The sequence below is a fragment of the Streptomyces sp. NPDC015171 genome (genome assembly GCF_043079545.1).
Classification (GTDB): Bacteria; Actinomycetota; Actinomycetes; order Streptomycetales; family Streptomycetaceae; genus Streptomyces.
The window spans coordinates 83,471-108,652 of record NZ_JBIBUO010000012.1; the positions used below are offsets into that span (position 1 = coordinate 83,471).

The following is a 25,182-nucleotide window of genomic DNA, read 5'->3' on the forward strand; positions in this document are numbered from 1 at the left end:
GGGTCGCTCACGGCGGGCGCGAGGACGAGGGGCGGCGGCTCGGTGCCGGCGGTCGCGGCGAGGGGCGTGCCGAGGCCGAACGGGTCGTCGCCGAGGACGGCCGGCGGCTCCGGGGCCGGGGCGCTCGCGCCGCGCATCCGGGTCCAGCGCAGCTCGAACAGGGCGTCCCGGACCAGGGCGGTGGCGGCGGTGAGCCGCTCGTCGGGCAGGGCGCGCAGCACGAGCGAGCCGACGGAGGCGACGGGCCGTCCCTCGGTGTCGGCGACGGCGAGGCGGACGGCGTCGTCCGCGGCCCAGGAGAGCCGGACCCGCAGCGCGCGGGCGCCCTCGGCGTGGAGCGTCACGTCCTGCCAGGAGAACGGCAGCCCGCCGCGCCCGTGTTCGCCGAGGTCGAGGAAGGCGGAGCCGTGCAGGGCGGCGTCGAGGAGCGCGGGGTGCAGGCCGAAGGAGCGGGCGTCGGCCCCGGCCTCGGGCAGCACCACCTCGGCGAGGACGTCGTCGCCGTGCCGCCACGCGGTGCGCAGGCCCTGGAACAGCGGCCCGTAGCCGAAGCCGCGTTCGCTGAGCCGCTCGTAGAGGTCGCCGGTGTCGAGCGGGCGGGCGTCGGCGGGCGGCCAGGTGCCGTCGGCGAGGCCGGCGAACGCGGCCTGCCGGTCGGCGGTCGGGTCCTGGTCCGCGCCGGCGAGGATCCCGCTGGCGTGCTGGGTCCACGGCTGGTCGTCGGCGCCGTCGGGCCGGGAGTGCACGGTCAGGGTGCGGCGGCCGGACTCGTCGGGGCTGCCGGCCCACACCTGTACCTGGACGCCGCCGTGTTCGGGCAGGACGAGCGGTGCGGCGAGGGTCAGTTCCTCGATGTGGTCGCAGCCGGTCTCGTCGCCCGCGCGTACGGCCAGTTCCAGGAAGGCGGTGCCGGGCAGCAGGACGGTGCCGCGTACGGCGTGCTGGGCGAGCCAGGGGTGGGTGTGCAGCGACAGCCGTCCGGTGAGGAGCAGTCCGTCGGAGTTGGCGAGGGAGACGGCAGCGGCGAGCAGCGGGTGGTGCGCCGCGCCCAGACCGGCGCCGCGGACGTCGCCGGTGCGGCCGAGGGCGGTCCTCGGCCAGAACCGGCGGTGCTGGAACGCGTACGTCGGCAGGTCCGCCCGCCGGGCGCCGGTGCCGGCGAAGTACTCCTGCCAGTCGATGCGGACACCGCGTACGTGGAGGCCGGCGAGGGCCTCGGTGAGGGTGTCGGTCTCGTTCCTGCCGGGCCGCAGCACGGGCAGCGCGCCGAGGGTGCCGTCGCCGTCCAGGTTGGTACGGGCGAGCGCGGACAGCACCGCGTCGGGGCCGAGTTCGAGGAACAGGCCCGTGCCGTGGTCGCCGAGCCAGCCGAGGGCGTCGGCGAAGCGGACGGTGCGGCGGACGTGTTCGGTCCAGTACTCGGGCGAGGTCAGCTGCTCGACGGTGGCCGGTACCCCGGTCACCGTGGACACGATCGGGAGCACCGGGGCCTGCGGGGAGAGTCCGGCCACGATCGTGCGGAACTCGTCGAGCATGGGGGCCATGAGCGGCGAGTGGAAGGCGTGCGAGACGCGCAGCCGGCTGGTCTTGCGGCCGAGCCCGGCGAAGTGCGCGGCGACGGCCTCGGCGTCGTCCTCGGCGCCCGCGACGACGACGGAGTCCGGTCCGTTGACGGCGGCGAGCGAGACCCGGTCCGCGCGGTCCGCCAGCAGCGGCAGGACCTCGGCCTCGGCGGCCTGTACGGCGAACATCGCGCCGCCCCCGGGCAGCGCCTGCATCAGCCTGCCCCGGGCGAGGACGAGGGCGGCCGCGTCCGCGAGGGTGAACACCCCGGCGAGGTGGGCGGCGGCGATCTCGCCGATGGAGTGACCGGCGAGGAAGTCCGGCTTGACGCCGAAGGATTCCACGAGCCGGTACAGGGCGACCTCGATCGCGAACAGGGCGGGCTGCGCGTACGCGGTCCGGTCGAGCAGTGCGGCGTCGGCGCTGCCCTCGGCGGCGAACAGGACGTCGCGCAGCGGCCGGTCGAGTCCGGCGTCGAAGTGGGTCAGGACCTCGTCGAGTGCGGTGTCGAACACCGGAAAGCGGGCGGCGAGTTCACGTCCGGTACCGATCCGCTGCGAGCCCTGCCCGGCGAAGAGCAGGGCGAGCTTGGGACGGCCGTGCGTGCTGCCCCGCACGGCCTGGCCCGCCTCTCCCGCGGCGAGCGCGGCGAGCGCGGCGGCGGCCTCCTCGCGGGTCGCGGCGGTGAGCACCGCGCGGTGTTCGAGGCCCGCCCGGGTGGCGGCCAGCGAGTAGGCGATGTCGGCCGCCGGCAGCTCGGGTCCGGCCTCCAGGAAGATGCGCAGCCGGGCGGCCTGGGCGCGCAGCGCGTCGGGGGTACGACCGGACAGCAGCCAGGGCAGTGCGGCCGTCGCGGACCCGGGCCGCGCGGGCCCGGTGTCCGGCTCGGTCTCCTCGGCGGGCGGGGCCTGCTCGATGATGGCGTGGGCGTTGGTGCCGCTCAGGCCGAAGGAGGAGACACCGGCGCGGCGCGGCTCGTCCCGCTCCGGCCAGGGCGTCGCCTCGGTGAGCAGCCGTACCGCTCCCGCCGACCAGTCCACGTGCGTGGAGGGCGCGTCGACGTGCAGGGTCCTGGGGAGCAGGCCGTGCCGCATCGCCAGGACCATCTTGATGACGCCCGCGACACCCGCGGCGGCCTGGGTGTGGCTGATGTTGGACTTCACCGAGCCGAGCAGCAGCGGCCGTTCGGTGTCGCGGCCCTGGCCGTAGGCGGCGAGCAGCGCCTGTGCCTCGACGGGGTCGCCGAGCGTGGTTCCGGTGCCGTGGGCCTCGACCGCGTCGATCTGGTCGGCGGACAGCCGGGCGCTGACCAGGGCCTGCTCGATCACGCGCTGCTGGGAGGGGCCGTTGGGTGCGGTGAGGCCGTTGCTGGCGCCGTCCTGGTTGACGGCGGAGCCGCGGACGACGGCGAGCACGGGGTGGCCGTTGCGGCGGGCGTCGCAGAGCCGTTCCAGCACGAGTACGCCGACGCCCTCGGCCCAGCCCGTGCCGTTCGCGGAGTCGGCGAAGGAGCGGCAGCGGCCGTCGGCGGCGAGGCCGCCCTGGCGGGCGAACTCCACGAAGGTCGTCGGGCTGGACATCACGGTGACGCCGGCCGCGAGCGCCAGGGTGGACTCCCCCGAGCGCAGCGACTGGGCGGCCAGGTGCAGGGCGACCAGGGAGGAGGAGCAGGCGGTGTCCACGGTCACGGCGGGGCCGACGGCGCCGAAGAAGTACGAGAGCCGGCCCGAGACGACGCTCGTGGCGTTGCCGGTGAGGACGAAGCCCCGCACGTCGTCGTCGGGTCCGGTGCGGTATTCCTGGGGCATGGCGCCCACGAAGACGCCGGTGCGGGTGCCGCGCAGCGCGACGGGGTCGACACCGGCCCGTTCGAACGCCTCCCAGGACGCTTCGAGCAGCACCCGCTGCTGGGGGTCCATGGAGAGGGCCTCGCGGGGCGAGATCCCGAAGAAGTCGGGGTCGAAGTCGGCGGCGCCCCGCAGGAAGCCGCCGTACACCTCGGTGGGGCCGTCCCGCGGGTCGAGTTCCCAACCGCGGTCGGTGGGCAGTCCGGTGATGCCGTCCCGTTCCTCGACGAGCATGGCCCACAGGTCCTCGGGGCTCGCCACGCCGCCGGGATAGCGGCAGCTCATCCCCACGATGGCGATCGGCTCGCCGGCGGCGGCCTCCAGTTCCGTCACCCGCTGCCGCGCACGCTGCAGGTCGGCGCCGGCCCGCTTGAGGTAGTCCCGCAGTTTCTGCTCGTTGCCCATATCAACTCAACCCATCCGGAAGACCAGCGCAGACCAGCGCACAGTCTCGGCAGGCCGGCGCCAGGAAAACCCCTAGTCGTGGCGGGGCCCTGGGCGCGGCGGGCAAGACTAGGGGTTTGCGGCAGGCCCCGGGGCCACGATCGGCCCCTGTGACACGGGCTTCGGGGACCACCCGGCCACCGACTTCGACGAGGATCTCTTTCCCATGTCCGAACTCGTCCCGATGACCAACCCACCGCGTCCCGCACCGCCCGCTCCCACCGATCCGGCCGATTTCGAGGTCGAGGACGAGGAGTTGATCGCGCAGCTGATCCGGCGGGTGCAGCGCTCCCGGGGCCGGCAGCTGAACCGGCGGGCCGCCGGGCTCCCGGCCACGACGCTGGCCGGGGAGAACGAGATGGTGCGCCAGTACACGGCACGGCTCGGCCGGCCCGGCAGGGACATCGCCCTGGCGATCCTCGCGCTGGCGCGGCAGCGGCAGGGACCGGCCCGCGACGGCGGCTCCTGACCCGGCCGTACGGCCGCCCCTCCCCTCCCGGCGCCGCACCGGCATCGCACCGACACCGCTCCGACAGCGTGAACGGCGGGCTCCCTGCCTCGCGGCCGGGAGCCCGCCGTCGACGCCGCGCGCGGCGGCTCCTACCAGCGGGCGCCGGTGAGCGCCGCACCGTGCTCACGGACGAGCCGCGCCTCGGCGAGGTCGGACTCCACCATCATCCGCATCAGTTCGGCGAAGTCGACCTCGGGTTCCCAGCCGAGTCGCGTACGGGCGTGGCTGGAGTCGGCGCACAGGATCTCCACCTCGGCGGGCCGGACCAGGGCGGGGTCGATGACGACATGCTCCTCCCAGTCGAGACCGACGTACTCGAACGCCAGGCGCACCGCGTCGCGTACCGAGTGCATCTGACCGGTGCCCACCACGTAGTCGCCCGGCTCCTCCTGCTGGAGCATCAGGTGCATCGCGCGGACGTAGTCGCCGGCGAATCCCCAGTCCCGTACGGCGTCGAGGTTGCCGAGGCTGAGCTTGTCCTGGAGGCCGAGCTTGATCTGCGCCACCGCGAGGGAGATCTTCCGGGGGACGAACTCGGCGCCCCGGCGCGGGGACTCGTGGTTGAACAGGATGCCGGAGACCCCGTACATCCCGTACGACTCGCGGTAGTTGCGCGTGATGTGGTGGCCGAAGGCCTTGGCGACCCCGTAGGGGCTGCGCGGGTGCAGCAGGGTCGTCTCGCGCTGGGGTGTCTCCGCGACCATCCCGAACATCTCGGAGGACGACGCCTGGTAGAAGCGGATCCGCCCGGCGGCCTCGCTGCGCGCCGATCCGCCGCTCAGCCCGCTCACCATCCGGACCGCCTCCAGCATGCGCAGCACGCCGTTCCCGTTGACCTCGGTGACGAGGTTCGGCTGCTGCCATGACATGGGCACGAACGAGATGGCACCCAGGTTGTAGACCTCGTCGGGCTGTACGAGGTCGACGGCGGAGACGAGGCTGCCCTGGTCCATCAGGTCGCCGTCGATGAACCGCAGCTCCGGGATGAGCCGGCTGATGCGGTCCTTGCGCGGGTTGGCCTGCCCCCGGACGAGTCCCCAGACCTCGTATCCCGACGAGATCAGATGTTCTGCCAGGTAGGACCCGTCCTGCCCGGTCACCCCGGTGATCAGCGCACGCTTGGACATCATTTCCCTTTCACCGCCACGGCCTTCTCGGAGTGCCAGCGAAGCAGCATTGGCCCTAAGGAATTTGCGAGACTCCGGCGGCCCCGCGGCGGGTGCACGCGTACCGGCCCCGGCAGGACGTCCTGCCGGGGCCGGTGCGGGCGACCGGGGCGAGCGGGTCAGAAGCGGGGCGCCCCCGGGGTGTGCCGCGGCGCCGGCAGGATGCGCTGGTCGGCGCCGGGGCTCGGGCTGCCGGACGTCTCGCAGGTGACGTCGCGCGCCGGCAGCTTTCCGCCGCCCAGGTAGGCGTTGACGGCACGGTTGGCGCAGGAGCGCGGGTCGTCGGAGTAGACGCCGTGGCCCTCGCCGCCCTTGACGTACACCATGCGCGAGCCCTTCAGGGCGCGGTGCATGCCGAGGCCGCTGACCAGGGGCGTCTGGGAGTCCCACTGGTTCTGCACGGTGAGCAGGCCGACCTTGTTGTCCACCGTGGTGACGGGTTCGACCGGCTTGGCCCAGAACGCGCACGGCGTGATGTTGGACGCGATGTCGCCGTAGAGGGGGTACGCGGCCTTGTCCCGGATCGCGTCACGCCGGTACTGCTCGGGGTCGCGCGGCCATGCCGCGGTGTCGCCGCAGACCACGGCCCAGAAGGCGGCGGAGCTGTTGTCGGCGGGCGTCTGCGCGGCGGCCGTGAACCGGCGCGGTTCCCGCTGCCCGTCCGGTGCGGGGGAACGGCGGGGCACCGGGCGGCCGGCGGCGGCCTTCTTGAGGTCGGCGACCGCCTCCGCCGCGTACCGGGGGCTGAAGAACTCGGCGCGCAGCCGGGCGCGGATGTCGCCGCCGGTGAGTTTTTCGCCGCCCGACTCGATGGGGGTGCGGTCGGCCCGGGCGACCAGGTCCCAGAACGTCTTGCGCACCTTGGCCGGGGTGTCGCCGAGCTTGTAGGTGCGGTGGCGCTGCGCGGTCCACTTCGTCCAGCGGGTGAACGCCGGCTCGGTGCCCTCGGCCCAGACCTGGATCATGCCGCGCCAGACGCGTGCCGGGTCGACCGCGCTGTCCAGCACGAAGCGGTCGGTGCGCCCGGGGAACATCTGCGCGTAGACGGCGCCGAGGTAGGTGCCGTAGGAGTAGCCCAGGTAGGAGATCTTCTTCTCGCCCAGGACGGCGCGGACGACGTCCATGTCGCGGGCGGTGTTGCGGGTGGTGATGTACGGCAGCCGGTCGCCGTTCCTGGCGCGGCACTTGTCGGCGACGGTCCTGGCCCACTTGACGTCCCGGCCGAACGTCTCGGGCTTGTAGGGGTGTTCCATGTTCTGTTCCGCGGTCGTGAGACGGCAGCCGACCGGGGTGCTGCGGCCCACTCCGCGCGGGTCGAACCCGATGAGGTCGTACTGCTCGCGGACCTTCTTGGGCACGACGTCCTTCATCATGAGCGGCATGTCCAGGCCCTCGCCGCCCGGACCGCCGGGGTTGAAGAAGAGGGTGCCGTGCCGCTTGCCGGGGACGCTGGTCCGCACCCGGGAGACGGCCAGCTCGATCGTCTTGGCGTCGGGGCGGCTGTAGTCGAGCGGGACCTTGATCGTGGCGCACTGGAACGCGGCGGGCTCCTGCGCGTCGCACCGGTGCCACGCGGGCTTCTGGCTCTCGAATCTCTTCAGCGGTTCCGCCGCGGATGCCTGCGCCGGGGCGAGGGCGGGCAGCAGCGTCGCGGTGACCCCCGCAGCGAGCAAGGGCGCCATGCGTCCTATCCGCACGTCGGCCGTTCCTTTCGTCAAATAACAGGACAGCATGAGGATTTCGCGCCCGAGGACATCGGCGAGTCCCTCTGCGAGGCGGTCTTGCTCCAACTCAGGGCGTACACAGGAACATCAGAAAGAGACGTACGGAGGAGAACCCGGGCGGCCCGTTCACCGTCCGGCGGGTGACGGCGTCAGGGTCGCCGGGGCGGGCCCGTCGGGGCGGACGGTGATGCCGTACGCCGTCTTCGCGGGGGTGGCGCGGAACGTCACCGTGTGGGCCGGCAGCAGGTGTTCGAGCAGGACGGTGGACTCGCGGAGCGCGAACTGCAGGCCGAGGCAGGCGCGGGGGCCCATACCGAACGGGAAGTAGGCACCGGGGTGGCCGGGCCGGTCGTCCGGGACGAGGAAGCGGCGGGGGTCGAAGCGCTCGGGGTCCGGCCACAGTTCGGGGTCGCGGTGCGTGAGGTACGGGCAGACCAGGAGGTCGGTGCCCGCTTCGACGGCGTAGCCGGCCGGCGCGTCGTCCGCGGTGGCGTGGCGGGGCAGGATCCAGGCGGACGGGTAGAGCCGGAGCGTCTCGTGGACCAGGGCCTGGAGGGCCTGGCGGCGTTGCGCCGACCCGGCGTCGCCGGCCGCGAGGGCTTCCTCACGGGCGGCCGGGAACCGGTCGAGGAGCAGGTAGAGCCAGGTCAGGGTGGTGGCCGTGGTCTCGTGCCCGGCCACGAGCAGGGTGACCAGCTCGTCGCGGATCAGCCGGTCGGTGTATTGGGGGCGCTCGGCGGCGGCCTGGACCAGGACGTCCAGCAGTCCTGGTCCGTGGGGTCCGGCCGCTCCGCCGCGAGCCGTGTCGATGGCGTGCCGGGCGACGGCGTCGATGCGGGCGAGATCGGCGGCGACGGCGTCGTGTGCGTCGGCGGCATCGGCGGGCAGCGTCGGAAGGACGGCCGCCACGGCGGCCACGGCGGCCAGTTCGCGCTCGGTCCCGTCGTCCAGGGGGTGCCCGGTGAGCGCGCGCCAGATGGTGTCCAGGGCGAAGCGGCGCATCTCCTGGCCGACGTCGAAGGTCTGGCCGCGGCGGGCGTAGCCGTCCCAGCGTGCGGCGGTGGTGCGGGCGGCCTCGGTGATCCGCTGTTCGTAGCGGCGCATCCCCGTCCCGGTGAACTGGGACTGCAGCAGGCGGCGTTGGCGCTTCCAGGCCGCTCCGGTGGCGGACAGGACGCCGTCGCCGATCAGCAGCCGGGCGCGGTGGGAGCGCTTGACGTACAGGTCCGGCTGCCGGGCGAGCACGTGCTGGACCGCCTGCGGGTCGGTGACGAGAACGGTGCGGGCCGGCCCGAGACGGAACGCGGCGACACCGCCGTACCCCTCCCGCACCTGAGCCAGCAGGTCGACCAGTTCGCCTCCCCCGGAGCGCCACCGCTCCACGAGCGCGGGGTCGGCCTCGGGAACCGGCCGCCCCGTTCCGGGAACGGTGGGGACGCGGTCGCGACTGGCTTCGGTGTCCATGCTTCTTCTCCTGGTCAGCGGGCTGGGCTTGGCCGTAGGGGAGCGTCGACACACGGACTGTACGGGAGCGGAAGCGCACGGTGACAGCCCTTCTCGGTCCGGCCCACCCCGCTCACCCGCGCCGGCCGGGCCCGGAGTCCCACCCGTACCGCACCCACCTGACATCACGTCCGGCACAGGCCCGTCGAGCGGGGACCGGGCGGCCCTCCGGCGCCCCGCCGCCGCTCCCCCTCCGCGCGGTGCCACCGCCCGGGGCCGGCCAGGCCACCGTGCGAACAGGCCCCGGCCGGTCAACGGCACGCCACGCCCGGACACGATCGGGGCAACGGAGCCCCAAATCTTGCCTGATGGACTATGCGGGGGTAAAGAACTCCCTCCGCATGCTGCCGGGTGCGGGGCAACGGCGTTACGTTCCCCTGCGCAATCGGTCATGCATCGCACCCCATGCATGACATGTCCATGACCGCTTTTGCCGCCGCTGTGCGCGTCACGGGCCTGCCCGACCAATGCGAGAAACCCCACTTCCCGATGGAGGCAGTACCCCATGCGTGAGTCACGCCCGAGCGGGCGCAGACGGAGTCTTCGAAGACTCGTCACCGTCGCCCTCCCCGCCCTCGCCCTGACCGTCGCCGGATTCACCGCCGCACCGACAGCCGGCGCCCAGCCTGCCGCTCCCCACCCTCAGACGTCCAAGGTCACACAGAACAACACGGCACTCACCGCTCCCGCGCGGCAGACCTACCACTCCACCGGCAAGGCCGGACAGAAGGTACCGACCCAGCACCTGTGCGCCACCGCCGAGCCGGGTCAGGCGTCCTGTTTCGCCCAGCGCCGCACGGACATCAAGCAGCGCCTGGCCTCGGCGCTCGCCGCAGCCGCGCCCTCCGGTCTCTCCCCGGCCAACCTGCACAGCGCCTACAACCTGCCCACATCGGCCGGTTCGGGCATGACGGTCGGCATCGTGGACGCCTACAACGACCCCAACGCCGAGTCGGACCTGGCCACGTACCGCTCCACGTACGGCCTGTCGTCCTGCACCAAGGCCAACGGCTGCTTCAAGCAGGTCAGCCAGACCGGCTCCACCACCTCGCTGCCGACCAACGACAGCGGCTGGGCCGGCGAAGAGATGCTCGACATCGACATGGTCAGCGCGGTCTGCCCGAACTGCAGCATCATCCTGGTCGAGGCCAACTCCGCGAGCATGACCGACCTCGGCGCCGCCGAGAACGAGGCCGTCTCGCTCGGCGCCAAGTTCGTCTCCAACAGCTGGGGCGGCGGCGAGGACTCCTCCCAGACCAGCGACGACACCTCGTACTTCAAGCACCCCGGCGTCGCGATCACCGTCTCCTCCGGTGACTCCGCCTACGGCGCCGAGTTCCCGGCGACTTCCCAGTACGTGACGGCCGTCGGCGGCACCGCGCTGACGACCTCCTCCAACTCCCGTGGCTGGAGCGAGTCGGTGTGGCACACCAACTCCACCGAGGGAACAGGCTCCGGCTGCTCCGCCTACGACCCGAAGCCGAGCTGGCAGACCGACACCGGCTGCGCCAAGCGCATGGAGGCCGACGTCTCCGCCGTCGCCGACCCGGCCACCGGCGTCGCCGTCTACGACACCTACGGCGGCTCCGGCTGGGCCGTCTACGGCGGCACCAGCGCCAGCTCGCCGATCATCGCCTCCGTCTACGCCCTCGCGGGCACCCCGGGCTCCAGCGACTACCCGGCGAAGTACCCCTACTCCCACACCAGCAACCTGTACGACGTCACCAGCGGCAACAACGGCAGCTGCTCCCCGTCCTACTTCTGCACCGCGGGCACCGGCTACGACGGCCCGACCGGCTGGGGCACCCCGAACGGCACCGCCGCCTTCACCTCCGGGGGCGGCGGCACCGGCAACACGGTGACCGTCACCAACCCCGGCAGCCAGTCCACCACCACCGGCGGCTCGGTCAGCCTGCAGATCCACGCCACCGACAGCGGCGGTGCCTCCCTCACCTACAGCGCCACGGGCCTGCCGACCGGTCTGTCCATCAACAGCTCGACCGGTCTGATCTCGGGCACGGCGTCCACCGCGGGCACCTACCAGGTCACGGTCACCGCGAAGGACTCCACCGGCGCCTCCGGTTCGACCTCCTTCACCTGGACCGTCGGTGGCGGCGGTGGCGGCGGCTGCACCTCGGCCCAGCTGCTGGCCAACCCCGGCTTCGAGTCGGGCGGCACCGGCTGGACCGCGAGCAGCGGTGTCATCACCAACGACACCGGTGAGGCGGCGCACGGCGGCTCCTACAAGGCCTGGCTGGACGGCTACGGCTCCTCGCACACCGACACGCTGTCCCAGTCGGTGACCATCCCGGCCGGCTGCAAGGCGAGCCTGACCTTCTACCTGCACGTCGACAGCGCCGAGACCACCACCAGCAGCCAGTACGACAAGCTGACGGTGACCGCGGGTTCGAAGACCCTCGCGACCTATTCGAACCTCGACAAGGCCTCCGGCTACAGCCAGAAGACCTTCGACCTGTCCTCGCTGGCGGGCTCGACGGTCACCCTGAAGTTCAACGGCGTGGAGGACTCCTCCCTGCAGACCAGCTTCGTCGTGGACGACACCGCCCTGACGACCAGCTGACCCCGCACCGGTGAACAGCGGTCCCGCACCCGGCCCCCGGGTGCGGGACCGCCGTCTCGGCCATGGCGCGAATTCGGTCTGGCTCCCCGCCGCGGGGAAGTGATCGAATCGGTGCCCGTCCGGACTCGGTGGCGACGGGGTGTTGTCGTGACGACGGTGACGTACGAGGATCTGCATCGGCGGATGGCCGGGGCGATCGAGGCGGAGCGAGAGGCCGCGCTCGACCTGCTCGGCCCGTCGGCACCCGCGGTCCGCGCGGTCGTCGCCGAGTTGCTGGGCCGGCGCACCTTCGCCTACCCGCTGTCGGTCCTGCCGCTGATCGTCCACGCCGTGGAGACCGGCTCCCTCGAACCGGCGCTCCCCCTGGCCGTCGTGCACGAGCTGTGGTGGACCTCGGCCTGCTGTCTCGACGATCTCGCCGACTCCCAGGGCGCGTACCGGGCCGGCGGCCTGGACGAGAGCGCGGCACTGCTCGCCACGGTGATAGCGGGAACTCCCCTCCCGTTGCTCGCCGTTCAGTCCGATCGCGTTCCGGAGCCGGTCCGCGGGGCGCTGTCGGCCGAGATCGTGTGGTGCTGGATCCCGGCCACCGAGGGACAGCTGCGGGACCTTCAGGGGCGGGCGGCGGGTGCCACGTGCGCGTCGGTGGTCCAGGCGTACCTGGGCAAGTCCGGCGCCCCCTTCAGCATGATCACCGCGATGGCCGCGCAGCTGGCGGGCGCCGGGCACACGCGCGTGGAGCTGTGGCGCGAGTTCGGCGATGTCTTCGGGGTGCTGTGGCAGCTCTTCAACGACCAGGAGGACATTCTCTCCGGCCGTGAGGAGGATCTGCGCAACGGCACCGTGACCTACCTGTTCGCCTGCGCGCTCGAAGACGCGGCTCCGGGCGACAGGGAGCGGATCCTGGCGCTGCACGCGGACGCGCGGCGCTCCGCGGGCGCCCGTGCGGACCTCGCCGGCCTGCTGCTCGCACCCGCGGTGCTGAGCCGCTACGAGAAGGCCGTCGACGAGTTCCGCGACCGCGCCCACCGCGTCCTCGACGAACTCGGCGGACACGGCGGATACCTGCCCGCCCTGCGGGACCTCGTCGACCGGTCCTCCCGGGTGCTGCTGGCGCCGCGCGGCTGACGGCGGCGGTCAGCGGGTCGTGCGCTGCGCCGCCACGATAGCGTTCACGGTCTTCTCCGCACCCGCGCGCCGCTGCACCCGCTCGGCGAACCCCGGGAAGTGGGACGCGACCTTGGTGAGGAACCGCAGTTCCAGCGGGGCGACGTTGATCTCGGCGGCATCGCGTTCGATCGCCCGCGTGACGCCCTTGACGACCTGCCGCGGTGCGACCGTGCGGACCCCGCCGGGCGTGGCCGAACCGGTGTCGGCGAACATGCCGAGATCGCGTACGAAGCCGGGCTGGACGATGGAGACGCCGACGCCGGTGCCGTGCAGGTCCTGGCGGAAGGCGAGGGAGAGGCCGCGCAGCCCGAACTTCGTCGCGGTGTACAGGGACGACGACTTGGTGGCGGCCATGCCCGAAAGCGAGCCGACGAAGCAGACGTGCCCGCGTCCCCGGGCCACCATGTCGGGCGCGAGCAGCCGGGCGAGCATCGCGGGCGCGCGCAGGTTCACCGCGAGCGCCCGGTCGATCTGCTCCGGCGTGTAGTCGAGCAGGTCGCCGCTGGAGGGCAGGGCCGCGTTGGCGATGAGGATGTCCGTACCGGCGGCCTCGTCGGCGAGGCGCCTGACGTCGGTGTCGTCGGCGAGATCGGCGAGGACGGTGCGCGCGCCGTAGCGCTCGGCGAGGGGCTCCAGCGCCTCGCGCCGGCGGCCGGTGACGATCAGACGCGCGCCGCGCGCCGACATCTCCGCGGCGATCGCGCCGCCTATGCCGCCTGTGACCCCGGTGAGCAGAACAGTTGCCCCTGCGATGTGCACGACTATCCTCCCGGTCTGTTCGTTCGAACGAACGATAGGGACGGCGGGGGTTCCTGTCCACCGTCTCCCCGGTGAACTCCGGTCGGTTTTCCGCCCTTCTGAGGGGGCGTCGGCTGGAGCGGCCGTCGTCGGTTCCGGGCGCGCTCCGGGACGGGTCACCGCTGATGGAACAATGCATGACATGCCGAACGCCGCTCCCTCCGCCTCCATGCGCCAGCGCATCATCAGCGCCGTCCTGCGGATCATCGGCGCGGACGGGGTCGCGGCGGTCACCAACCGGCGCATCGCGCGGGAAGCGGGGGTGTCGCTCGGCTCGGTGACGTACCACTTCGAGACCCAGCACGATCTGCTGCGCGAGAGCCTGCTGTACTTCGTGCGCGAGGAGGCGCGGCACTTCACCGAACTGGCCGACCAGTGCCAGACCGACGGCATCGGTGTGGAGGACGCCGCCTCGCTGGCCGGCCAGGTCGCGTGCGGCACGGCGCTGGACAGCGCCCAGCTCGCCCCGTTCGAGCTGTACCTCCACGCCGGGCGCGACGAGCGGCTGCGGGAGGCGGCGGCCGAGGCGTTCCGGGCCTACGACCGGCTCGCCGCCCAGATCCTCACCGCTCTGGGGGTCCCGGACGCGGAGCGCCTCGCGGCCACCACGGTCGCCGTGGTGATGGGCCTGCAGCTGCGGCGGCTCGCCACCGGGAGCCCCGCGGAGGATCTGGTCGACGCCCTCTTGCTGCTCACCCGAGGGCCCGCCGCCCAGCCGGCCGGCCAGGAGGCCCGGGACCGCCGGTAGCCGCTCGGCACCACGGACCAGAGGCAGTGCGGCGCCAGCATTGATGCGCACTGCACGTGAGTGCGTGATGCCTGGCCCGCCACGCGGCCGACGCCCACGCGCACGCCGGGCCGTCGGGCACTCGCCGCGCGGGCCGCTCGCCCAGTTCGCCGACGGCGGCCTCACCAGCGCGCCGACGCACGGCGCGACCTGCACGGCGGTCCTCGTCGACGCCGGCTCCGCGCCCCGGCAGCCGACCACGGCCACCTTGGCGGAGCTGCGCGCGAGCGCCGTCCGAGGGGCCCTGAACCGCCGACGGGCCCGGGGGAAAACCCCCGGCCGGGGGTGGGGCGGGCCTCGGGCGCTTCGGGTGGCTGGCAGGCTTCTTCGGACCGTACGGTCGTCACCAGAATTCTCGGTATGACGATCTCCCCCGATGCCCCTGTCGCAAGCCGCCGGCCCGCCGGCGCCGCGGGCACGCCGAGGCCCGGTTCCGGCAGTGACTTCGCCAGGCTGTCCCAGCGGATCACCGAGGCCGGCCTGCTGGAGCGGCGCCCCGGCTACTACGCGGTCCGGTTCGCTCTCGTGATCGGGTCCTTCGCGGCCGGCTGGGGGGCCTTCTTCGCTCTCGGCGACACCTGGTGGCAGCTGGGCGTGGCCGCCTTCCTCGCCTTCGTGTTCGGGCAGATCGCCCTGGTGGCGCACGATCTCGCCCACCGGCAGGTGTTCCGGCGGCGCCGGCCGAGCGAGACGGGCGGACGGCTGTTCGGCAATCTCGGCATCGGCATGAGCTACGGGTGGTGGATGAACAAGCACACCCGCCACCACGCCCATCCCAACCACGAGGAACTCGACCCCGACGTGTCCCCGGACATCCTGGTGTGGTCAGCCGAGCAGGCTCGCGCCAGCCGGGGCCTGGCCCGCCTCCTCGGCGGCCACCAGGCGCTGCTGTTCTTCCCGCTGCTGACCCTGGAGGGCTTCAACCTGCACGTGTCGAGTCTGCGGGCGCTGCGCTCACCGTTCATGAAGAACCGGCTGCTGGAGGGCGCGCTGCTCCTGCTGCACATCGCCGGCCTGCTCACCGCCCTGTTCCTGGTGCTCTCACCGGGCAAGGCGGTGGCGTTCCTCGCGGTGAACCAGTGCCTGTTCGGCGTCTACCTGGGCTGCACCTTCGCCCCCAACCACAAGGGCATGCCGACGCTCACCGGTGACCAGCGGCTCGACTTCCTGCGGCGCCAGGTCCTGACGTCGCGCAACGTGCGCGGCGGCCGGCTCACCGACGTACTGCTGGGCGGCCTCAACTACCAGATCGAGCACCACCTGTTCCCGAGCATGCCCACGGTCCATCTGCGCCGGGCCCAGGTGATCGTGCGCCGGTACTGCGCCGAGATCGGGGTGCCGTACCACGAGACCGGGCTGATCCAGTCCTACCGCGAGGCCCTGACCCATATGCACCGGGTGGGCGAGCCGATCCGGCAGGCGCGCAGGGCGTGAACGGCCGCGGGGCCGGCGCGGTGACGGGCGGGGCTCGTCCGGGCCGCGCGCAGGGCACTTCTTCCGCACGTGCACAGCGATGCCCCTCCACGCGTCGAGCGTGGAGGGGCATCGCTGGGTGCGGGCGGCGGCTCAGCTCGTCGCGGACGAGGCCCGGCGCGGCAGCTTCCAGTTCGGTCGCGGGAAGTGGCAGGTGTAGCCGTCCGGGTAGCGCTCCAGGTAGTCCTGGTGCTCGGGCTCGGCCTCCCAGAAGTCGCCCACGGGCTCGACCTCGGTGACCACCTTGCCCGGCCACAGGCTGCTCGCCTCGACGTCCGCGATGGTGTCCAGGGCGACGCGGTGCTGCTCCTCGCCGGTGTAGTAGATGGCGGACCGGTAGCTGCGCCCGATGTCGTTGCCCTGGCGGTCCCTCGTGGTCGGGTCGTGGATCTGGAAGAAGAACTCCAGGATGTCGCGGTAGCTCGTGACCGAGGGATCGAAGAGGATCTCGATGGCCTCGGCATGGTCGCCGTGGTTGCGGTAGGTGGCGTTCGGCGTGTCACCGCCGCTGTACCCGACGCGGGTGGCCACCACGCCCGGCTGCCTGCGGATCAGGTCCTGCATACCCCAGAAGCACCCGCCCGCCAGCACGGCTCGCTCGGTTCCCACTGTCATCGGTCGCTCCTCCACGTCGAGCCGCTGTCCGGCACGGTCCTAGGCGTACGGGTCGCACGTGCATCCAGCTTATTACTACCCCCGAGTAATCATCGAGTGTCTTGACTCGGCAGGCGGCACTGGCGATCCTCGGGGGCGACCGATTGCCTAGGACATGACAAATAGAGGACGTGGGCCGTGGCCTTGACCAGACGCCGGTACCGCACGCGCGAAGACGTCACCCTGATGTCGCTGCTCCTCCTTGTTCTGGCCGTCGTCCTCGGCGGCCCCACCCCGAGCTCGGCGGCCGGCAACGACTGGTGGAACCCGACGGCACGCCCCGCGCCGGATTCCCGGATCGATGTCACCGGCGAGCCGTTCACCGGCACCGACGCCAAGGGGGACGTGCGCGGCTTCGCCGACGCCCACGACCACCTGTTCGCCAACGAGGCCTTCGGCGGCCGGCTGATCTGCGGCAAGGTCTTCTCCGACGCCGGTGTCGCCGACGCGCTCAAGGACTGCCCCGAGCACTACCCCGACGGCTCGCTGGCCGTCTTCGACTTCATCACCAAGGGCGGCGACGGCAGGCACGACCCGGTCGGCTGGCCCACCTTCAAGGACTGGCCCGCCCACGACTCGCTGACCCACCAGCAGAACTACTACGCCTGGGTGGAACGGGCCTGGCGCGGCGGCCAGCGGGTCCTCGTCAACGACCTCGTCACCAACGGCGTGATCTGCTCGGTGTACTTCTTCAAGGACCGCAGCTGCGACGAGATGACGTCCATCCGCCTCCAGGCGAAGATGACGTACGACCTCCAGGCCTACGTCGACAAGATGTACGGCGGTCCGGGCAAGGGCTGGTTCCGGGTCGTCACCGACAGCGCGCAGGCCCGGGACGTCATCGAGCAGGGCAAGCTCGCCGTCATCCTGGGGGTGGAGACGTCCGAGCCCTTCGGCTGCAAGCAGGTCCTGGACATCGCCCAGTGCGACAAGGCGGACATCGACGCCGGACTCGACGAGCTGTACGCGCTGGGCGTGCGCAGCATGTTCCTGTGCCACAAGTTCGACAACGCCCTGTGCGGCGTCCGATTCGACTCGGGCACGCTCGGAACGGCCATCAACGTCGGGCAGTTCCTGTCGACCGGCACCTTCTGGAAGACGGAGAAGTGCGCGGGCCCGCAGCACGACAACCCCATCGGCTCGGCCGCGGCACCCGGGGCCGAGGCGAAACTCCCGGCGGGCGTCAGCGTCCCCTCGTACGACGCGGACGCGCGGTGCAACACGCGCGGGCTCACCGATCTCGGCGAGTACGCCGTACGCGGCATGATGAAACGCAAGATGATGCTGGAGATCGACCACATGAGCGTCAAGGCCGTCGGCCGCGCGCTCGACATCTTCGAGGCCGACTCCTACCCCGGGGTGATCTCCTCGCACAGCTGGATGGACCTGAACTGGACCGAGCGGGTCTACGGCCTCGGCGGCTTCATCGCCCAGTACATGCACGGCTCGGAAGGGTTCGTGGCCGAGGCGAACCGCACCAAGGCACTGCGGGACAAGTACGGCGTCGGCTACGGGTACGGCACGGACATGAACGGGGTCGGCGGCTGGCCCGGACCCCGGGGCGCGGACGCGCCGAACAAGGTCACGTACCCCTTCCGCAGCGTCGACGGCGGCTCCGTCATCGACCGGCAGACCACCGGCGAACGCACCTGGGACCTGAACACCGACGGAGCCGCGCACTACGGCCTCGTGCCGGACTGGATCGAGGACATCCGGCTCGTCGGCGGCCAGGGCGTGGTGAACGACCTCTTCCGGGGCGCCGAGTCCTACCTCGACACCTGGGGGGCGACGGAGCGGCACCAGGCGGGCGTCGATCTGGCCCTGGGCGCCCCGGCCACCGCGAGCTCGGCCGAGTGGAACCCGTTCACCAGCTACGCGCCGGGGCGGGCCGTCGACGGCGCCCGGGACACCCGCTGGGCCAGCGACTGGAGCGACGACCAGTGGCTGCGGATCGATCTGGGCTCGACCCACCGGGTCGGGCAGGTCACCCTCGACTGGGAGCGCGCGTACGGCAAGGCGTACGCCATCCAGCTCTCGACGGACGGCACGACCTGGCGGACGGTCTGGTCGACCACCACGGGCGACGGCGGCCTCGACACCGCGCGGTTCACCGGCACCCCGGCCCGCTACGTCCGTATCGCGGGCACCCAGCGCGGCACCCGGTGGGGCTACTCGCTGTACGAGGTCGGCGTCCACAGCGGCTGACGACGAGGCCCGGCGGTGCCGCCCGCGCGCTGGCGGCACCGCCGGGCCGGGGTCCTCCCGCGGAGCTACTCGATGACCTTCAGCAGCTTGTTGGGCGTGCCGCTGCCCGGGTTGGTGATCTTGTCGCTGGTGGCCCCGCCGGTGAGCACGGAGGCGACCTGCTCCGGAGTGGCGTCCGGGTGTCCGGCCAGGTAGACGGCGGCGGCTCCGGTGACGTGGGGGGTGGCCATGGAGGTGCCGGAGATGGTCTTGGTCCCCTGGTCGCTGTCGTTCCAGTCGGAGGTGATGTCCGAGCCCGGCGCGTACAGGTCGACGGCCTTGCCGAAGTTGGAGAAGTCCGACTGGGCGTCGTCCTTGGTGCTGGAGGCGACCGTGATGGCCTCGGGGACGCGGGAGGGCGAGCCCTGTCCCGCGTCGGCGGACTCGTTGCCGGCGGCGACCGCGAACGTGACACCCGAGGCGACGGCCTTCTTGACGGCCTCGTCGAGAGCCGGGTCGGCGCCGCCGCCGAGGCTCATGTTGGCCACCGAGGGACCCTGGTGGTTCTTGGTCACCCAGTCGATGCCCGCGACGACCTGCTCGGTGCTCCCGGAGCCGTTGTTGTCCAGCACCCGGACCGCGACGATCTTGGCCTTCTTGGCCACACCGTGCGCGGTGCCGGCGATGGTGCCCGCGACATGGGTGCCGTGGCCGTTGCCGTCGTCGGCGGTGTCGTCGTTGTCGATGGCGTCGAAGCCGGAGGTGGCGCGGCCTTCGAAGTCCTTGTGGGTGATGCGCACGCCGGTGTCGATGACGTAGGCGGTCACCCCTTCCCCGCCCTTGTCCGGGTAGGTGTACTTGCCGTCGCCGGCCGTGTCCTGCTGGTCGATGCGGTCCAGGCCCCAGGACGGCGGGCTGTCCTGGGTCGCGTCGATGTGGAACTTCTTGTTCTGGACGACGGTGGCCACCGCGGGGTCGGCCGCGAGGCGCTTGGCCTCCGTCTCGGTGAGGCTGCCGGCGGAGAAGCCGTTGACCGCCGAGCTGTAGGTCCGGCCGAGCTCGCCGCCGTACTCCTTGGCCAGCTCCTTCTTCTCGGACCCGGACGCCTTCTGGTCCAGCAGCACGATGTAGCTGCCGGCTACGGCGCCCTTGGCGTTCAGGCCGTAGACCGTGCCCTCCGCGGGTTGTCCCGCCTGGGCGAGGGGGGAGACGTACAGGGCGGTACCGACGACGGTTGCCACGGCCGCGACCGCGGTGACGGTCCTGGCCCTGCCTATGCGTTTGTGATGCGCCGTCAAGAGGGGTCTCCTCGTGAAGTGGGGGGATGAGTGTGCGAACGGCAGCGCTGCGCGTGCTCTGGAGCGTGCCGACTTGTCACGAGCAGATCAATCCCTTGACGCGTCCATGACATCCCATAAATGATCGATCTCCACAGGATTCCCGCACCGCCGAGGCAACCCGGACGCAAACGCGCAGCCCGCCGGGCTGGTTGAATCACCAAGGAAAGACCAAGAATTAACCGTGCCGGTTTCTTCACCGTCTGCTCACGATCAGTGAGGCTGAGGCCGTAGGTCATGCCCGGCGGACCACCCGCACCCGCCCCGCGCGAGCGGGTGACCGTGACGCGTGCGGTTGTCGTCCGTCGTGCGGCACGGGATGCTGAGGGGGCACGAAGGGAAGCGGTGTCATGGATCGTTTTCCGCATGCGCCCGACGTCGACTTCCACAGTCCCCTGGACCTCTCCAAGGCCGCCTCCGCGGTGCTGGACGAAGAGGGCCGCGTCTCCGGATGGGGATCCTCGGCCCAGCGTCTCCTCGGCTACACACCCGAGGACGTGCTCGGCCGGCCGGCCGACCGGCTGCTGGCAGCGACCCCGGGGCAGCGGCTGTCCGCCCTCTGCAAGGCACTCAGACCGCGCAGCACGGTCCTGGAGCTGCGCTGTCGCGACGGACACACCCTCCGCGCGGCCGTGACGTTCTGCCCGCTCGCGCACCAGGGCGCCGCCGCGACCGTGGTGGTCGCGGCCGACCTCGCGGCGCTGCGCCGCTGGGAGGCACAGCTCGCGCTGTTCCATGGGCTGGCGACCGAGTCCACCCTGGGCCTGACGATCTTCGACACCGACATGCGCGTCGTCTGGGGCAACGCCTCGACCGATCAGGAACTGGCGGGGGTGGCCCAGTACGTCGGCAGGCCCGCCGCGGACCTCTTCCCCGAGGGCGAGTTCATCTCCCGCCACCATCCTCCGGACGAGGACCAGATCATGGAGCACGTGCTGAAGACCGGGGAACCGATCCTCGGCATGCACTACCGCGGCCGCGCACCCGCCGACCCGGTGCGCGAGCACGTCTGGTCCTGCTCGTACCACCGGCTGGTGGACGCCCGGGGCGAGCCGCTGGGGCTGTTCGAGGAGTCCCAGGACGTCACCGACCGCTACCGCGCGCAGGAGCGGCTGTCGCTGCTGGTCCGGGCGGGCAAACGCATCGGCGTCTCGCTGGACGTCCGCCGTACCGCCGCGGAACTCGTCGACGTCGCGGTACCGCAGCTGGCCGACGAGGTGCTGGTGGACCTGCCGCCGGCCGTCATCGAGGGACGGCAGCCCCCGACGGGCTCGGCCCCCGGACACAGCCTGCTGCGGATGCACGGCCGGACCCCGGAGGAGTTCCGGACCACCCCCGTCTCCTACCCGCCGTCGTCACCGCAGGCCATGAGCCTGGCCACCAGCCGCCCCGTCGTAGACGCCGCCCCGCCCGAGGCACCGGGCACGGCGGGGTCCCCCCTCTCGCACTCCACCCTCTTCGTCCCGCTGATCACCCGCGACGCGGTCCTGGGCCTCGCCACCTTCCGGCGCAGCAGCAACCCCGATCCCTTCGGCGCCGAGGAGCAGACACTCGCCGTGGAACTGGCCGAGCGGGCCGCCGTCGGCATCGACAACGCCCGCCGCTACACCAGCCAGCACGCGGCGGCCCTGGTCCTCCAGCGGAGCCTGCTGCCCCAGCACCTGCCCGAGCAGAGCGCGGTCGACGTGGCGTACCGCTATCTGCCGGCCGACAGCCGGGTGGGCGTGGGCGGCGACTGGTTCGACGTGATCCCGCTGTCCGGCGCCCGCGTGGGCCTGACCGTCGGCGACGTCGTGGGCCACGGTGTGCAGGCGGCCGCGACCATGGGCCGGCTGCGCGCCACCGTACGGACGCTGGCCCTGCTGGACCTGGACCCGGCCGAGCTGCTCACCCGGCTCGACGACCTGGTCGCACAGGACGCGGAGTCCCGGGCGGACGACGCGGTGAGCGAGGAGGCGCTCGGCGTGACCTGCCTGTACGCGATCTACGACCCGGTCAGCGGCCGGTGTGTCTGGGCCAGCGCGGGCCATCCCCCGCCGATCGTGGCCGACGCGAGCGGCTCGGTGGCCCTGTCCGCGCTGGCGCCGGGGCCGCCCCTGGGACTGGGGGGCCTGCCCTACGAGAACGTCGAGCTGCACCTGTCCAGCGGCAGCCTGGTGGCGTTCTTCACCGACGGCGTGGTGGAGGACCGGCGCACCGACATCGACAGCGGCATCGAACGCCTGACCGAGGTGCTCACCTGGCAGCGGTGCCCCGTCGAGGAGCTGTGCGACCGGGCGCTGGCGACCTTGCCGCCCGGGCCCCAGGCGGACGACGCCACACTGCTGCTCGTCCGCACCCGGCGGCTCGACGCCGATCACGTGGCCGACCTGGAGCTGCCGCCCGACCCGGCCGTGGTGGCGGAGGCCCGCACCCTCACCGAGCGCCAGCTGGCGACCTGGGGCCTGTCCGACCTGTCCTTCACGGCCGCACTCGTGGTGAGCGAGCTGGTCACCAACGGCATCCGGTACGCCACCGGGCCCGTCATGCTGCGGCTGATCAAGGACCGCCGCTGCCTGCTGTGCGAGATCTCCGACAACGCGCACACCGCTCCCCATCTGCGCCGAGCGCGCCGGGACGACGAGGGAGGCCGCGGCCTGTTCCTCGTCGCCCAGATGTGCCAGCGCTGGGGCACCCGGTACACCGCCTCCGGGAAGACCATCTGGGCCGAGCTGGCCATCCCGTAGCGACCGCTCACCACCAGCGGGAGACGCCCCGTCCGCCGTCGGGGGCGGTGCTGGAGCAGGGCTTCACGATCACCGGGCAGGAGTCCCACAGCTCCGCCCCGGCCCTGATCAGTTCCAGTACCGCGCTTTCCTCCGCGGGAGTCCACGCGGGGCCCTCGCCTGCGAACAGCTTCTCGTAGGCGCTGTCATGCACCGCGCCCTGCCGGGGCAGTCGGCCCGCCTCGCCCAGCCCTCGGGCCAGGTCCTCGAAGAAGTTCCACGACTCCAGCACCGCACCCGGGGGGACGCGTCGGCGCACCGGGTCCTCCAGCCAGTGCTGGACACGGGACAGCTCCAGGGTGCCGGCCCCGGAATCGGCCAGCCTGCGCCCCCGCCGGTCCGCGTACACCCGCGCCTGCCGGGCAGTCCTGAACACCGGCACCCGACGACGGCCGGCGTCCGGCAACGCCAGCACCTGATCAGGTTCGTCGCCCTCGCCACCGACCCACAGGACCACCGCGCCGCGGCCGATCCCACGCACCCGATATGCGTAGAGACGCCCCCGTCCACCGAGGCGTCCGGCCGCACCCGCATCTGTCGTCTCGATCTCTGCCACGCCCTCACACTGGCACGACCCGCCGGCACCGTCGCGGAATTTCTCCGCTGCGGCAGGCGCCCGCCGGGCCGGCCCCGGTCAGCGGGTGGTGCAGCCGCCGTGGCGGCGCGGGAGGTACGCGCTTTTCATGCGCACACCAATGCGGACCAGTCCGACGGAGTCGGGTCGCCGAGCGCCCGGACCCTGAAGCATGCCAGGCCGCTGCCCAGGACCGCCCAATCGTAAAACGTTCTATTCGGGTTAACGCGTCGAGTGGAACCCGCATTAGCGATATTCTGAATCTCGTAGCCTGTTTCGTCAGCGCTCGCATCCCCCCACTCAATGCGGATGTGTCGCAGGCCGGTCATCCTGTCCGGGGGCTGCCGGGTGACGGTCACATTGTCAGGCTCCACGGGCGCCGCGAAGTCGTGAGTTACCGAAAAGAGCGCATAGGCCCAGTCGTTGCCAGGCTCTCGGCTATTAACCGTAAGGTTATAATCTCCTCTGCCGCCATTGACAACCGTCCGAGATGGAGCAGAAATCTTATCTTCGAGATCGGTGTGATCACATTCCACCCACTCATACAGGGCAAGCGACACATTGGTGGTGACCGCTTCACCATTGAGTCGAAGCGTTACCCGCAACTCACCCAAGGTCTCCCCATCTGCGCATACCGAAATCAGCCACGAAGCTCGCGTGCGGGCATGCGACAGATTGAATGTTCTGTTGAGATATCGATGCCTGGTCTCTCCGCCCGCAAACAACCCTGGCGAGTCATGCACGCTCAGACGGCCACGGACGGCAACGATGTGCGTGGTGGCTGCTTCAGCTTCCTCTGCCGTCCCCATGAAAATGATCGGGGTTAACAGAGCTCCCGTCGCCAGGCAGGACGCAAGCCTCATAGCAAACCTCGTCGAAATCGGAAGTGGGCACGATGTGAGCGAAGGCCGGAGTCGACGGAACGACGTTCAGTGCATATCAAAAGAATCTCACCGGTGCGACTCCGGCGCACCTCGGTAAGGGCTCCCGTCCGGCGGGCCTTCTCCCCGCGAGGACGCGCGTGCCGATCGGGCGGCGCAGCGCGCGCGGGCCCCGTAACCACCCGTTTGACCGGACGTCACCGGCGCAGCAACTACGCCGCCCCAAGGCGAGGTTGATGGATCGGCCAAATCCCGCGCTGGCGCGACCACTTGAAGACACACCCGCGCCCGGACCATCCGGGCGCGGGTCTCTTTGTCTGCCCTTCCCGGCCCTGCCTGTCCCGTGTCCGAAAGCCCCGGCAGCCGCCGGGGGCTTTCCCCCTGTCCGGAGGTCCCCGTGACGGAACCCGCTTCCGCCGTACCCGCCTACGTCCTGCTTGCCGCGCTCGCGGGCGCCGGCAGCTGGCTGGACGGGGTCGCCTGGTCAGCTGCTGCTGGCGACCGCTGAATACGGTGGAGGGGCCCGGTTGAATGAGAGGACGCGAAGACGTGGATGTGTATGAGGCCGTCGACAGCCGCCGGGCCGTACGGGCGTTCAGCGATGAGCCGGTGCCCAAGGACGTCCTCGAACGAGTGCTGACCGCGGCAACGCGGGCTCCGTCCAGCGGGAACCTCCAGCCGTGGCACATGTATGTCGTGAGCGGCGAACCCTTGGCCGAACTGAAGAGGCGCGCGACGGCCAGGGCACTGGCGGGAGACCCGGGCGATGAGCGGGAGTATCCGATGTACCCGGACGAACTGACCTCGCCGTACCTGGACCGCTTCTCCGCTGCGGCGGCTCAGCGATACGAAGCGCTGGGAATCGAGCGCGACGACCCCGACCGGCCCCGGAAGATCGCTGCCTTGAACTCGGAGGCGTTCGGAGCGCCGGTCGTCCTGTTCTGCTACCTCGACCGGACGATGGGGCCCGGACAGTGGGGTGATGCGGGGATGTACTTGCAGACGGTCATGCTGCTGCTGAGGGCGGAAGGGTTGCACAGCTGCCCCCAGGTGATGTGGACCATGTACCGCGAGACCGTCAGCCGAACAGTCGGAGCCGATGACGAGCTTGTGCTGTACTGCGGCATCTCAGTGGGATTTGAGAAGGAAGGCGTGCCAAGGCTGCGTACCGGGCGGGCGGACATGACGGAAACGGTGAGCTTCATCGGAGGGTGACCGCT

Annotated in this window: 17 protein-coding genes (1 of these 17 running past the window's edge); 8 read left to right on the plus strand and 9 right to left on the minus strand. The window is 71.7% G+C overall.

Annotated features, from left to right (window positions below):
* Window positions 1-3,815 carry the start of a type I polyketide synthase gene (locus ACF073_RS28800; protein ID WP_392074315.1) on the minus strand. It extends 24,838 nt beyond the left edge of the window, so 3,815 of the gene's 28,653 nt are visible here — the first part of the coding sequence; the start codon lies at window positions 3,813-3,815; its stop codon lies beyond the left edge, outside the window.
* A gap of 205 nt (window positions 3,816-4,020) precedes the next feature.
* Between ACF073_RS28800 and ACF073_RS28805 the strand changes: the two genes are divergently transcribed.
* Complete coding sequence (locus tag ACF073_RS28805) at window positions 4,021-4,323, plus strand: hypothetical protein (RefSeq protein WP_392074316.1); 303 nt, start codon at window positions 4,021-4,023, stop codon at window positions 4,321-4,323.
* Between the two features lie 131 nt (window positions 4,324-4,454).
* Here the strand turns inward: ACF073_RS28805 and ACF073_RS28810 are convergent, their stop codons facing one another.
* The 3 genes from ACF073_RS28810 to ACF073_RS28820 all read right to left on the minus strand — a co-directional run bounded on the left by ACF073_RS28810 (window position 4,455) and on the right by ACF073_RS28820 (window position 8,719).
* Window positions 4,455-5,492 carry a GDP-mannose 4,6-dehydratase gene (locus ACF073_RS28810; protein WP_392074515.1) on the minus strand — a complete coding sequence of 346 codons (1,038 nt, stop codon included), beginning with the start codon at window positions 5,490-5,492 and terminating at the stop codon, window positions 4,455-4,457.
* A 158-nt stretch (window positions 5,493-5,650) separates the two neighbouring features.
* Window positions 5,651-7,228 carry an alpha/beta fold hydrolase gene (locus ACF073_RS28815; protein ID WP_392074317.1) on the minus strand — a complete coding sequence of 526 codons (1,578 nt, stop codon included), beginning with the start codon at window positions 7,226-7,228 and terminating at the stop codon, window positions 5,651-5,653.
* 153 nt (window positions 7,229-7,381) lie between these two features.
* Window positions 7,382-8,719, minus strand: coding sequence for a cytochrome P450 (locus ACF073_RS28820; RefSeq protein ID WP_392074318.1), 1,338 nt, complete (start codon window positions 8,717-8,719; stop codon window positions 7,382-7,384).
* 544 nt (window positions 8,720-9,263) lie between these two features.
* Between ACF073_RS28820 and ACF073_RS28825 the strand changes: the two genes are divergently transcribed.
* Both ACF073_RS28825 and ACF073_RS28830 read left to right on the plus strand, forming a co-directional pair.
* Window positions 9,264-11,339 carry a putative Ig domain-containing protein gene (locus ACF073_RS28825; protein WP_392074319.1) on the plus strand — a complete coding sequence of 692 codons (2,076 nt, stop codon included), beginning with the start codon at window positions 9,264-9,266 and terminating at the stop codon, window positions 11,337-11,339.
* A 147-nt stretch (window positions 11,340-11,486) separates the two neighbouring features.
* Complete coding sequence (locus ACF073_RS28830) at window positions 11,487-12,467, plus strand: polyprenyl synthetase family protein (RefSeq protein WP_392074320.1); 981 nt, start codon at window positions 11,487-11,489, stop codon at window positions 12,465-12,467.
* 9 nt (window positions 12,468-12,476) lie between these two features.
* Here ACF073_RS28830 and ACF073_RS28835 read toward each other — a convergent pair whose 3' ends face one another.
* The gene (locus tag ACF073_RS28835; protein WP_392074321.1) at window positions 12,477-13,268 is read right to left on the minus strand and encodes an SDR family NAD(P)-dependent oxidoreductase; all 792 of its coding nucleotides are present in this window, start codon (window positions 13,266-13,268) and stop codon (window positions 12,477-12,479) included.
* Window positions 13,269-13,449: 181 nt separating this feature from the next.
* On the opposite strand from ACF073_RS28835, the gene ACF073_RS28840 reads away from it, so the two are divergent.
* Both ACF073_RS28840 and ACF073_RS28845 read left to right on the plus strand, forming a co-directional pair.
* Window positions 13,450-14,055, plus strand: coding sequence for a TetR/AcrR family transcriptional regulator (locus tag ACF073_RS28840; protein WP_392074322.1), 606 nt, complete (start codon window positions 13,450-13,452; stop codon window positions 14,053-14,055).
* Between the two features lie 399 nt (window positions 14,056-14,454).
* Entirely contained in the window at window positions 14,455-15,528 is a 1,074-nt protein-coding gene (locus ACF073_RS28845) for a fatty acid desaturase family protein (protein WP_392074323.1), read from the plus strand.
* 132 nt (window positions 15,529-15,660) lie between these two features.
* Here ACF073_RS28845 and msrA read toward each other — a convergent pair whose 3' ends face one another.
* On the minus strand, window positions 15,661-16,182 hold the full coding sequence (msrA, locus tag ACF073_RS28850; protein WP_392074324.1) for a peptide-methionine (S)-S-oxide reductase MsrA: 522 nt from the start codon (window positions 16,180-16,182) through the stop codon (window positions 15,661-15,663).
* Window positions 16,183-16,407: 225 nt separating this feature from the next.
* Here msrA and ACF073_RS28855 point away from each other — a divergent pair, with 225 nt between their 5' ends.
* The gene (locus ACF073_RS28855; protein WP_392074516.1) at window positions 16,408-18,426 is read left to right on the plus strand and encodes a discoidin domain-containing protein; all 2,019 of its coding nucleotides are present in this window, start codon (window positions 16,408-16,410) and stop codon (window positions 18,424-18,426) included.
* A gap of 65 nt (window positions 18,427-18,491) precedes the next feature.
* Here the strand turns inward: ACF073_RS28855 and ACF073_RS28860 are convergent, their stop codons facing one another.
* On the minus strand, window positions 18,492-19,703 hold the full coding sequence (locus ACF073_RS28860) for a S8 family peptidase (protein WP_392074325.1): 1,212 nt from the start codon (window positions 19,701-19,703) through the stop codon (window positions 18,492-18,494).
* A 389-nt stretch (window positions 19,704-20,092) separates the two neighbouring features.
* Here ACF073_RS28860 and ACF073_RS28865 point away from each other — a divergent pair, with 389 nt between their 5' ends.
* Window positions 20,093-22,468 (plus strand): SpoIIE family protein phosphatase, encoded by a 2,376-nt coding sequence (locus ACF073_RS28865; protein WP_392074326.1) that lies wholly within the window; start codon window positions 20,093-20,095, stop codon window positions 22,466-22,468.
* Between the two features lie 7 nt (window positions 22,469-22,475).
* Here ACF073_RS28865 and ACF073_RS28870 read toward each other — a convergent pair whose 3' ends face one another.
* Window positions 22,476-22,988 (minus strand): hypothetical protein, encoded by a 513-nt coding sequence (locus tag ACF073_RS28870; protein ID WP_392074327.1) that lies wholly within the window; start codon window positions 22,986-22,988, stop codon window positions 22,476-22,478.
* Window positions 22,989-23,188: 200 nt separating this feature from the next.
* Window positions 23,189-23,944, minus strand: a complete 756-nt coding sequence (locus tag ACF073_RS28875; protein ID WP_392074328.1) for a hypothetical protein — start codon at window positions 23,942-23,944, stop codon at window positions 23,189-23,191.
* A 567-nt stretch (window positions 23,945-24,511) separates the two neighbouring features.
* On the opposite strand from ACF073_RS28875, the gene ACF073_RS28880 reads away from it, so the two are divergent.
* Entirely contained in the window at window positions 24,512-25,177 is a 666-nt protein-coding gene (locus ACF073_RS28880) for a nitroreductase (RefSeq protein WP_392074329.1), read from the plus strand.
* Window positions 25,178-25,182: the final 5 nt, after the last annotated feature.

Excerpts from the sequence above, each read along its gene's own strand:
- ACF073_RS28805 (WP_392074316.1), top strand. The coding sequence starts at position 4,021 with ATGTCCGAACTCGTCCCGATGACCAACCCACCGCGTCCCGCACCGCCC.
- ACF073_RS28810 (WP_392074515.1), bottom strand. The coding sequence starts at position 5,492 with ATGTCCAAGCGTGCGCTGATCACCGGGGTGACCGGGCAGGACGGGTCC.
- ACF073_RS28820 (WP_392074318.1), bottom strand. The coding sequence starts at position 8,719 with ATGGACACCGAAGCCAGTCGCGACCGCGTCCCCACCGTTCCCGGAACG.
- ACF073_RS28825 (WP_392074319.1), top strand. The coding sequence starts at position 9,264 with ATGCGTGAGTCACGCCCGAGCGGGCGCAGACGGAGTCTTCGAAGACTC.
- ACF073_RS28840 (WP_392074322.1), top strand. The coding sequence starts at position 13,450 with ATGCCGAACGCCGCTCCCTCCGCCTCCATGCGCCAGCGCATCATCAGC.
- ACF073_RS28845 (WP_392074323.1), top strand. The coding sequence starts at position 14,455 with ATGACGATCTCCCCCGATGCCCCTGTCGCAAGCCGCCGGCCCGCCGGC.
- msrA (WP_392074324.1), bottom strand. The coding sequence starts at position 16,182 with ATGACAGTGGGAACCGAGCGAGCCGTGCTGGCGGGCGGGTGCTTCTGG.
- ACF073_RS28855 (WP_392074516.1), top strand. The coding sequence starts at position 16,408 with ATGTCGCTGCTCCTCCTTGTTCTGGCCGTCGTCCTCGGCGGCCCCACC.
- ACF073_RS28865 (WP_392074326.1), top strand. The coding sequence starts at position 20,093 with ATGGATCGTTTTCCGCATGCGCCCGACGTCGACTTCCACAGTCCCCTG.
- ACF073_RS28875 (WP_392074328.1), bottom strand. The coding sequence starts at position 23,944 with ATGAGGCTTGCGTCCTGCCTGGCGACGGGAGCTCTGTTAACCCCGATC.